Annotated in this window: 8 protein-coding genes; 7 read left to right on the top strand and 1 reads right to left on the bottom strand. The window is 37.8% G+C overall.

The genetic code is table 11. The annotated features are described in order from the left end of the window. Positions 1–407: 407 nt before the first annotated feature. On the bottom strand, positions 408–1,037 hold the full coding sequence (locus IV84_RS08230) for a YigZ family protein (protein WP_056986388.1): 630 nt from the start codon (positions 1,035–1,037) through the stop codon (positions 408–410). 48 nt (positions 1,038–1,085) lie between these two features. Here IV84_RS08230 and IV84_RS08225 point away from each other — a divergent pair, with 48 nt between their 5' ends. The 7 genes from IV84_RS08225 to IV84_RS08195 all read left to right on the top strand — a co-directional run bounded on the left by IV84_RS08225 (position 1,086) and on the right by IV84_RS08195 (position 9,785). Next, complete coding sequence (locus IV84_RS08225; protein WP_046871895.1) at positions 1,086–2,423, top strand: ATP-dependent helicase ComFA; 1,338 nt, start codon at positions 1,086–1,088, stop codon at positions 2,421–2,423. Then, a complete protein-coding gene (locus IV84_RS08220; RefSeq protein ID WP_052694535.1) occupies positions 2,401–3,090 on the top strand; it encodes a ComF family protein in 690 nt (229 codons plus the stop codon). Before IV84_RS08225 ends, IV84_RS08220 begins: the two co-directional genes overlap by 23 nt. Before the next feature lie 142 nt (positions 3,091–3,232). Then, positions 3,233–3,799 carry a ribosome hibernation-promoting factor, HPF/YfiA family gene (gene hpf, locus IV84_RS08215; RefSeq protein WP_046871896.1) on the top strand — a complete coding sequence of 189 codons (567 nt, stop codon included), beginning with the start codon at positions 3,233–3,235 and terminating at the stop codon, positions 3,797–3,799. A 258-nt stretch (positions 3,800–4,057) separates the two neighbouring features. Further along, a complete protein-coding gene (gene secA, locus IV84_RS08210) occupies positions 4,058–6,424 on the top strand; it encodes a preprotein translocase subunit SecA (RefSeq protein ID WP_046871897.1) in 2,367 nt (788 codons plus the stop codon). Between the two features lie 93 nt (positions 6,425–6,517). Further along, a protein-coding gene (prfB, locus tag IV84_RS08205; RefSeq protein ID WP_192868910.1) for a peptide chain release factor 2 occupies positions 6,518–7,634 on the top strand; the annotation gives its coding sequence in 2 pieces (ribosomal slippage) (positions 6,518–6,589 and positions 6,591–7,634; 1,116 coding nt in all). Between the two features lie 32 nt (positions 7,635–7,666). Then, on the top strand, positions 7,667–8,386 hold the full coding sequence (locus tag IV84_RS08200) for a response regulator transcription factor (RefSeq protein ID WP_056986387.1): 720 nt from the start codon (positions 7,667–7,669) through the stop codon (positions 8,384–8,386). Positions 8,387–8,429: 43 nt separating this feature from the next. Next, complete coding sequence (locus IV84_RS08195; protein WP_158509293.1) at positions 8,430–9,785, top strand: ATP-binding protein; 1,356 nt, start codon at positions 8,430–8,432, stop codon at positions 9,783–9,785. Positions 9,786–9,899 lie beyond the last annotated feature (114 nt).

Here is a 9,899-nt window from a genome sequence, read left to right as displayed (position 1 = left end):
TTTGAAGCCAAGCAGTTCACTTGTCTTCAAACTCGACCATTATCTAAGCAGCAAGCCACTAAGATAATTTCACCCCTGAGGCCCAAACGCCTCTAAACTGGGAAAGTCGTTGCTTTTAAGTAGTTCGCATAAAAGTTGCCAAAACAATCTTTGTATTAAATATAATAAGGTTTACAACTCGAAACAGTCTGGAAGCAAATGGGCTCAGTAGTGTCGTTTGTCTTAGCAATTTATTGCTTAGATAAAGGCCGAGCTTAGAGACGTGTATTTCGGCTCTAAGTCGTGCCCGCTACGTTCCAGCCCAATTTTGCTGGAAGACGACATTTAAACTAATTTAATTGTTGCTAACTCTTTTGTGGCAATTAATTAGGGAGAATTTTGTGCTTTCAAACTTTAGATTATTTTTTTTAAGGAACTTCATTAAATTGGGTGCCTAATTTTTGAAAGGCAATGTTACCGCTGAAAAGGTTTGTGAGAGTAGTTTCAAATTCAGTAATCTTGGGTTCTGCTACGGGAACCTGAACCGTCACTTTTTCACCATATTGACTATCGCTTACTTTAAAATGGTTAGCGTCGAGCCAGTGGACTAAAGAATCATGCTGAGCATATTCAATGGTTAAACTTAGTTTGATTTGTGAAACGAGTTCCACCAAGCCAATTTCTGTGAGTACCTGGGAAGTCGAATTGCTGTATGCCCGAATTAAACCACCGGCACCAAGCTTGATTCCACCAAAATATCGAGTTACCACAACCAACGTATTATGCACATTATTTTTTTGTAAAACTTCTAAAATAGGAACGCCCGCAGTTCCCGAAGGCTCGCCATCATCACTAGCTCTTTGAATATGGTCATCATTTCCCAACAGATAGGCAAAACAATGGTGATTGGCTTTATGATGTTGAGTTTTGATTTCCTGAATAAATTTTTGGGCTTCTTCTTCAGTTTGAATGCGAAATGCATTGGCAATGAAACGTGATTTTTTGATATCAAGTTCATGACTACCATTTTGAGCAATTGTAATTAAATGTTTGTCCATAAAAAAATAATTCCTTTCTTTTGCGTATTTTAAACCTGAGGAGAATAAATGGATAAATCAGAATTTTTTGGACGGCTGGTCTTAATGCCACGTGATTGGACAAACTTGGAAACTAGTTTTAAAAAATTGCCAACTATGCAAATTGCCGAGACGCGGGTTCGCTGTTTGCGATGTCATACATGGCATGATAAACAGGTGGTGGCGCTTCCACGAAATGAATTTTATTGTTCAGCTTGTATTCAGTTGGGACGAGTTTCAACATTAGAAAATTTTGTGACTCTGGAAGAGCCCAATCAATTTGAAATTTTAGATACTTATTTAACGTGGCAAGGAGAACTCACACCAAGTCAGAAAAGATGCTCAGAAGAGGTTTTGCGTGCCTTTAATCTTAGTCAAGATCATCTGTTGTGGGCCGTGACTGGAGCCGGAAAGACAGAAATGTTGTTTCCCGGGATTAATGATGCACTTCAAACTGGAAAACGGGTTTGTTTAGCGTCTCCACGAGTGGATGTGTGTTTGGAATTATTTCCGCGCTTACAAGCCGCATTTCAGGATGTCGACATTGCTTTATTACACGGACATCAAACTGATCCTTATCATTATGCGCAGCTCACAATTGCCACAACCCATCAACTACTAAGATTTTACCACGCATTTGATGTTTTGATCATTGACGAAGTGGATGCTTTTCCATATGCACAAAATGCCCAATTGTTGTATGCAACCAAACAGGCTAAGAAACAAACCGGAATGTGTTTATATCTAACAGCTACGCCTGGTGATATTTTATTGAAAAAAGTTAGGCAAAAGCAATTGGGTGTAAGCTACTTGCCACAACGCTTTCATGGCTTTCCCTTACCTGAAATTAAAACAAAGTTAGTTTTTAATTGGTGGAAAAAAGTTAAAAACAAAAGATTACCAAAGGCACTTAAAACTTTTCTTACTAATTGCCAACAAGCCAAGCGCCAATTTTTGGTATTTGTACCTCATATTAATCAACTAGCGGTAGTGCTAAAGGCAATTAATAAAGAGTTTCCTGATTTAAAACTGACAACCGTTTTTTCCGCAGATGAGCACCGACTAGAGAAGGTGCAATTGATGCGGGATGGCAGGATTGCGGGGCTCATAACCACAACAATTTTAGAACGGGGCGTAACTTTTCCTAAAATTGACGTATGTGTTTTGGGCGCCGATGATGGGACTTTTTCTTCGTCTGCATTAGTCCAAATTGCTGGGAGAGTTGGCCGAAATCCTAAACGGCCAACTGGGACGGTTTTATTTATTTGTAACGGTATTTCCCGTTCAATTAAACAGGCCCAACGGCAAATCAAATTTGTGAATCATAAAGCAAAGGAGGACGCATATGCAGTGTCTAATCTGTCATAGCATGATTCGGTTGTCATGGACGCTGAGTTATTTAATGATGCCGCAAAGATCAAAAACCGAAACTATCTGTATGGCGTGTCAGAAAACATTTCATGAAATCGACGAAGCCTCTGCATGCCCAAAGTGTGGAAGACAACAGGAATCACAAAACGTGTGTAAAGATTGCCAAAAGTGGCAGGCAAATGGTTCATATTACTATATAAATCATGCCTTGTATCAGTATGATGAAGCGATGAAGGCTTATATGCATGCTTACAAATTTCAAGGAGATTATCAATTAAGGCATGTATTTGATACCAAATTTTCGCAATTTATTAAAAAATTTGCTGTTTTTGATTTAATTGTGGCACTACCGATTGATAAAACTACGTGGACTACGCGGGGGTTCAATCAGGTACTAGGATTGATGGGAGACTTATCAAATAATGAGGTTCTTTACATGAAAAGGGACCGAGATGAAAAACGGCAATCTCAGAAGAAACGAAACGAACGTTTGCAAACTGGTAATCATTTTTATGTTGATGTAGAATGTCGGCAACAGATAGAAAACAAAAAGATTCTTTTAATTGATGATGTTTATACGACAGGGAGAACGCTTCGCCATGCGGCCGAAACTTTGTATAGGCAAGGATCCGATCGGGTAGAGAGTGTAACCCTTTGTCGATAACAATTAAAAAAATTTTGTTTTTTATTTGTTTAAAAGAGCGGTTTCATTTATAATGGAACTAAGCAAGATATTAGAAGAGTGGTCCTTTCGATATCGTGTTTGGGCGAGCACAAATGCTTGCTACTGAAGGGAGAGAAAATTTATGCTTGATTTTAATGTACGTGGCGAAAATATTGAAGTGACAGAAGCAATTAGAAATTATGTGGAAAAACGCATTAGCAAACTAGAAAAATATTTTGATAATAGTTTGAATGCTAAGGCGCATGTAAACCTCAAGGTTCATCCGGATAAGACAGCTAAGGTTGAGGTTACGATCCCACTTCCATATTTAGTACTGAGAGCTGAAGAAACATCACCTGATCTGTATGCAAGTGTTGATTTGGTAACTGATAAGTTGGAACGCCAAATCCGCAAATACAAGACAAAAATTAATCGTAAATCCCGTGAAAAAGGTTATAAAGGCGTTGAGGTTCCAGGTGCCGATCTTGATGTGGATGATAGTGACGAATCTGATTCAAAGGATTCGAAGTTTGATATTGTTCGTACCAAACGTGTTTCACTCAAACCAATGGATAGTGAAGAAGCTGTTTTACAAATGGATATGTTAAACCATGACTTCTTTATTTATCAAGATGCAGAAACTGATGAAGTTAACATTGTTTATCGACGCAATGATGGTCGGTATGGTTTGATTGAATCAGACGACTAATTATATAAACGAATAAAACAAAGAGCTGAACAGATTTAAAGCTGAATTTGGAGAGAGTCCAAGTTTACTTAGACCTGTTTCAGTTCTTTTTTGGTACATAAAATTAGTCACTTATTCAATACCTGTCTGGACTCTTAACTATTTTGTTTAAAAATGGTCTTAATAATGTTAAAATACTATATGGTCTACAAGAGTTTGGAATAATAAATATGTAATTTAAAAATAAAAATAGTCTAGATTTAAGAGAGGAACTATTGAATGGCTAATCTATTAAAGAAATGGGTTGAAAGTGACAAACGTGTGCAAAAGCGTTTGGATCGTTTAGCAGATAAAGTTGAAGCATACAAAGATGAATACAGTCAGTTATCAGATGCTGACTTACAGGCCAAGACGCCAGCTTTTAAGGCACGTTTAAAAGATGGGGAAACGCTTGACGATATTTTACCTGAGGCATTTGCGGTTGCTCGTGAGGGAGCAAAGCGAGTCCTTGGTTTGTTTCCATTCCATGTTCAAATCATGGGTGGAATTGTTTTACATGAAGGTGACATTGCCGAAATGAAAACTGGTGAAGGTAAAACTTTGACAGCAACCATGCCGGTTTATTTGAATGCCCTTGCTGGTAAAGGAGTCCACGTTGTAACAGTTAATGAATACTTATCTGGTCGTGATGCGACGGAAATGGGTGAGTTGTATAACTGGTTAGGTTTAAGTGTTGGATTGAATGTAGCCGAAAAATCACCTGAAGAAAAACGGGCTGCATATGCTGCTGATATTACCTATTCAACCAATAGTGAAATTGGGTTTGATTATTTGCGAGATAATATGGTGGTCTACAAAGAGGATATGGTTCAACGGCCTCTCAGTTATGCCATTATTGATGAAGTGGATTCCATTTTAATCGATGAAGCGCGAACACCATTAATTATTTCTGGACAATCCGAAAACGGTACTCATATGTATAAGCGGGCAGACCGTTTTGCAAAGACATTAACAGTTGATAAAGATTATAAAATTGATTGGGAATCTAAATCAATTTCTCTAACTGATAAGGGTATTGAAAAAGCCGAAAAATATTTCAACTTAAAGAACTTATATGATGTTGATAATGCTTCATTGACCCATCATCTTGATCAGGCATTACGCGCTAATTATATTATGTTAAAAGATAAGGATTACGTTGTCCAAGATGGCGAAGCACTTATCGTTGACCAGTTTACTGGACGAGTTATGGAAGGCCGGCGTTTTTCTGATGGCTTACATCAAGCGATTGAAGCTAAGGAAAATGTTGAGATTCAAGAAGAAACTAAAACTATGGCTAACATCACTTATCAGAACTTGTTCCGGATGTATCATAAATTAGCCGGGATGACTGGTACTGCCAAAACGGAACAAGATGAATTCCGAGAAATTTATAATATGGAAGTTATTTCAATTCCAACCAATCGGCCAATGATCCGTGATGATCGTCCTGACTTGCTCTATCCAACATTGGAAAGTAAGTTTGGAGCAGTTATAAAGGAAATCAAACAATTGCATGCCAAGGGTCAACCGATGTTAATTGGTACGGTTGCGGTCGAAACTTCTGAGCATCTTTCCCATCTATTGGATGAAGAAAAAATTCCCCATGTTGTTTTAAATGCGAAAAATCATGCCAAAGAAGCTGAAATCATTACCAATGCGGGCCAAAAGGGCGCAGTTACAATTGCGACTAATATGGCTGGTCGAGGGACTGATATTAAATTAGGACCTGGCGTTACAGATTTGGGTGGATTGGCTGTAATCGGAACTGAACGTCATGAGTCACGACGGATTGATAATCAGTTGCGTGGCCGTTCTGGTCGTCAAGGTGATCCTGGTATGTCACAGTTTTACTTGTCATTGGAAGATGATTTGATGATTCGTTTTGGTTCAGAACGAATCAAAAACTTATTACATCGTATGAAGGTTTCTGATGATGATGCTGTTATTCAAAGTCGCATGATTACCAAACAAGTAGAATCTGCTCAAAAACGAGTAGAAGGAAATAACTATGATTCACGTAAAAACGTTTTGCAGTATGATGATGTAATGCGGGCTCAACGTGAGGTCATTTATGGTGAACGTCAAGAAGTTATCTTGGCCAAGACTTCATTAAAGGATGTAATGGTTCCAATGATTCAGCGGACCGTTGACCAAGTTGTGGATGTTCACATGCAAGGCACAGAAAAAGATAAGTGGGATTTAGAAACAATTTTAGATTTTGCAAAATCTAACATGGTCAATGAGGATACGATTTCATTAGATGATTTAACAGGTAAGACACCTGATGAAGTCAAGAGCTATTTATTAGGTCGAGCCAAAGAAATTTATACCCAGAAAGAAAAGCAACTTTATGATCCTGCTCAAATGCTGGAATTTGAAAAAGTTGTAATCTTACGAGTGGTTGATTCTCATTGGACAGAACATATTGATGCGATGGACCAGTTGCGTCAATCAATTGGCCTTCGTGGCTATGGGCAACTAAATCCATTGGTTGAATATCAGCAAGATGGTTATCGGATGTTTGAAGAGATGGTATCAGATATTGAGTACGATGCAACTCGATTATTCTTGAAGTCTGAGATTCGTCAGAACATTCAAAGATAAATTAAGTAAAATACGTCACAGAGGAGGATTGGCCAAAACATAGTGTTTTGATTCCAATCCTTTTTTGCAGAAATATTTAAGGGGTTTAACAAAATGGAATTAAGCGAAGCAAAAAAACAAATTAAACAAATGCAAGAAGAAGTCGATGACTTTAGGAGGTCACTTTGACTTCGATAAATTAAGTGAAAATATATCGATTAATGAATCAAAAATGGGAGAGCCTGATTTTTGGAATGATCAAAAAAAAGCGCAAAAGCTTATTGATGAGACCAATATTTTAAAACAAAAATATGATCAATTTCATAGCCTGAAATCACAGGTAGAAGATTTAGCTGTAGCAGAAGAATTGCTTGAAGCGGAAGCTGATTCAGATATGCAGCAAGAATTTGAAAAAAACTTTGAGAGCACCCAGAAAGCTTTACGACAATATCGATTAGGCTTATTGCTTAATGGAAAGTACGATGCTAATAATGCAATTCTAGAAATTCATCCAGGTGCCGGTGGGACTGAATCTCAGGACTGGGGTGCCATGTTGTTACGCATGTACACACGTTGGGCTGAAAAACATCAGTTTACTGTGTCAATTGAAGACTATCAGGCAGGCGATGTTGCTGGGCTTAATAGTGTTAGTGTCGTGATTAGTGGACACAACGCATATGGTTACTTACTTTCTGAAAAAGGTGTTCACCGATTAGTTCGAATTTCCCCATTTGACTCTGCTGGTCGGCGCCATACATCATTTGCATCAGTGGATGTGATGCCGGAATTGGATGATTCTGTGGAAATCAACATTAATCCTGATGATTTGCGTGTGGATGTTTACAGATCTAGTGGTGCTGGTGGTCAGCATATCAATAAAACTTCATCGGCGGTTCGAATCACTCATTTACCAACAGGAATTGTAGTTGCAAGTCAAGCACAACGTTCTCAACTTCAAAATAGGCAGACAGCAATGTCTATGTTACGGGCCAAACTTTATGAACGTGAAGAACAGAAAAAAGCAGAGAAACGTGCTGCCATTGAAGGAAAACAGTTAGATATTGGGTGGGGGTCGCAAATTCGGTCCTACGTTTTTCATCCATATTCAATGGTTAAAGATCATCGAACCAATTACGAAACGGCCAATGTACAAGCTGTCATGGACGGTGATTTAGATGGATTTATCGATGCCTATTTACAATGGAAACTGCAACAGGAAAATCCGCAATAGTTTAGTTTTACAAACAAATGGAGGCAAAATTAATGAATGAAAAAATTCTGATAGTTGATGATGAGCCTTCAATTGTGAAACTAATTACGTATAACCTAAAAGATGCTGGTTTCGAAGTGGCCAGTGTTTCTACTGGTCTTGAAGCTTTAGATTGGTTACAAAAAAATCAGGCGAATTTTGTGATTATGGATTTAATGTTGCCAGGGATTGATGGGTTAGAAACGATTAAACGAATTCGAACAACGCAAAAAGAAATTCCAATCCTAATTCTAACTGCTAAGAATAATGAGCTAGATAAAATAGTTGGTTTTGAAATTGGAGCGGATGATTATTTAACCAAGCCTTTCAGTCCGCGGGAATTAGTGGCGCGAATTAAAGCTATTTTACGGCGAACACAAAATAGTCACCATAAAGATATTTCAACAAAGGTAGAAACAAAACGCAAAACAGTTGGACAATTAGTTCTTGATCAAGAGCGTTATGAAGTGTTTAAGGGCCATAAGAAAGTTGCTTTAACACCAAATGAATTTAAACTACTTGACTACCTATGGGAGCATGCAAATCATGTTCTAAATCGGGATACGATTTTAAATGCGGTTTGGGGTTACGACTATGCAGGACAAACACGCATGGTTGACATTCACGTGAGTCATTTACGTGATAAAATTGAAGATGATCCGAAAAATCCAAAATTAATTTTAACAGTGAGAGGCTTTGGCTATGAGTTCAACACAAAAAAGAATGCTGAATAGAACCGTACGTTTTTCTTTAACGAGTTTGATAGGAAATCTTTTGATGGCGTTTTTAGTATTAAAAGCGGTTCAAAAGGGACAACATAGTTTTAGTGCAAATGAAATTAACTATGTTTTATTGTTTGCCATCACAATATTTGTAACCTCGATTGAAGTTGTTGTTTATTACAGCAATTTACGCCAATCTCAGTTACGTCAAGATGCCTTGAACGAGAAGTTGCAAGAAGTTTTAAAGGGTAAAAAGGCTAGTCAAATTGTTTTGCCAAAAGATGATCCGTTTTATGAATTAACGATGACCGTTAATAAAATTGAATCTCATGATCGGCACCAAATTCACAACTTAACTAACCAGGGGAACGAATTAAAAGCGATTGTGAATAATTTACCAGTGGGAATTTTAGTTATTAATCGTCACCGGGAGGTTCAGTTGGCAAATCCGGCTACGGTCGATTTACTACAATTACAAATCAAGACTGATCCGCATCCTTATAAAATGGATATCAAACAAGCTGATCTTCAAGATTTGATTGAACGCACCTTTGAAACTAAAAAGGACCAGCATCAAACAATTCATTTAAAACGTGAACCGAGTGAAAAAGTTGTTGAGGCGATGGTTGTTTATAATAAACAAGTCCATCACCGTTTTGAAGTTGTTGTTTTGCTTTATGATATTACTGAGGCGTGGACAGTTGAACAAATGCAGCTAAACTTTGTTAGCAATGCCAGCCACGAGTTGCGAACTCCAATTACGGCAATATCGGGATTCGCAGAGACATTAATGAATGGTGCTAAAAATGATCCCGACAAATTGGATGAATTCTTGAAAATTATTCAAAAAGAAAGTCGTAAGCTCGTTCATCTAAGTGAAGATATTTTATCAATTTCGCAAACCCAATGGGATGGGCAAAGATCCTTAGAGGTTGAAGAGTGTGACTTGGCAACCTTGGGTCAAGAAGAAATTGATGTGTTACACAGAGGAATGCGACTGCATCAAGTGCAGGTTTCCAATCAAATTCCTAAAGGAACCAAAGTGCAAACGAATAAAGAACAATTAGGTCAAATTATTAAAAATCTTGTGGCCAACGGAATTCGGTACAATCGTCCCCAAGGTAACGTGACACTTTCGTATACAGAAAAAAAGAATCGATGGGAACTAATTGTGCAGGATAACGGAATTGGAATTGCTCCAGAAAATCAGCACAAAGTTTTTGAACGTTTTTATAGGGTGACTGCCGATAAGCCTGGTGAAATGATTAGTGGAACCGGCTTAGGACTACCTATTGTTGCAGAAAGTGTCAAAAATTTAGGTGGAGAAATTCATCTTAATTCCGAACCTGGGAAGGGATCTCAATTTATTCTATCGTTTCCCAAGGTTTTGCAACCACATACAGAGCTATAGAGCTAGATTCAAATGACAGCAGCTTGAAATTGAAATTAAATAATTGTATCCATATTTGGAAGAACAAAATTCTGAATGTGGATTTTTTTGGGTCTCTGTCAAATCGTATTGGTG

It is taken from the genome of Pediococcus damnosus (genome assembly GCF_001437255.1).
GTDB classification, from domain to species: Bacteria; Bacillota; Bacilli; order Lactobacillales; family Lactobacillaceae; genus Pediococcus; species Pediococcus damnosus.
The sequence above is the reverse complement of the archived record's forward strand: the minus strand, read 5'-3'. Positions and strand labels throughout refer to the sequence as shown.

What these genes read in the sequence shown, in the direction of transcription:
- secA (WP_046871897.1), top strand. Translation starts at nt 4,058, where the DNA reads ATGGCTAATCTATTAAAGAAATGGGTTGAAAGTGACAAACGTGTGCAA.
- IV84_RS08195 (WP_158509293.1), top strand. Translation starts at nt 8,430, where the DNA reads ATGGCGTTTTTAGTATTAAAAGCGGTTCAAAAGGGACAACATAGTTTT.
- IV84_RS08220 (WP_052694535.1), top strand. Translation starts at nt 2,401, where the DNA reads ATGCAGTGTCTAATCTGTCATAGCATGATTCGGTTGTCATGGACGCTG.
- hpf (WP_046871896.1), top strand. Translation starts at nt 3,233, where the DNA reads ATGCTTGATTTTAATGTACGTGGCGAAAATATTGAAGTGACAGAAGCA.
- IV84_RS08200 (WP_056986387.1), top strand. Translation starts at nt 7,667, where the DNA reads ATGAATGAAAAAATTCTGATAGTTGATGATGAGCCTTCAATTGTGAAA.
- IV84_RS08225 (WP_046871895.1), top strand. Translation starts at nt 1,086, where the DNA reads ATGGATAAATCAGAATTTTTTGGACGGCTGGTCTTAATGCCACGTGAT.
- IV84_RS08230 (WP_056986388.1), bottom strand. Translation starts at nt 1,037, where the DNA reads ATGGACAAACATTTAATTACAATTGCTCAAAATGGTAGTCATGAACTT.